This window comes from Methylobacterium sp. D54C (genome assembly GCF_053345595.1).
Genome location: NZ_JBKFAK010000221.1, coordinates 1 through 297 on the forward strand (window position 1 = coordinate 1; position 297 = coordinate 297).

A 297-nucleotide genomic window follows, 5' to 3' on the forward strand; every position below is an offset into this window, starting at 1 on the left:
CGACTTCATCGAGAAGCCCTTCGTGCCCGAGCGCCTGGTCGATGCGATCGGGCGCGCCTGCGAGAAGCGCCACCTGACGCTGCGCCTGCGGAGGCTCCACGCCGTCGGCGATGCCCAAGGTATCGAGAGCCGCCTCATCGGCACGTCGCGGGCGATGGAGGATCTGCGGCGCGAGGTGCTCGGCCGCGCCGCCACCCCGGGCAACGTGGTCATCAAGGGGGAGACCGGCTCCGGCAAGGAGCTGGTCGCCCAGTGCCTCCACGCCTTCTCCGGCCGACGGGACGGCCGCTTCGTGGC

1 protein-coding gene is annotated in these 297 nt (G+C 72.1%); it reads left to right on the forward strand.

Features of this window, described 5'->3' with window-relative positions:
- Positions 1-297, forward strand: a 297-nt coding sequence (locus tag ACLBYB_RS33250; RefSeq protein WP_447701435.1) for a sigma 54-interacting transcriptional regulator, incomplete at both ends; no start/stop codon positions are given.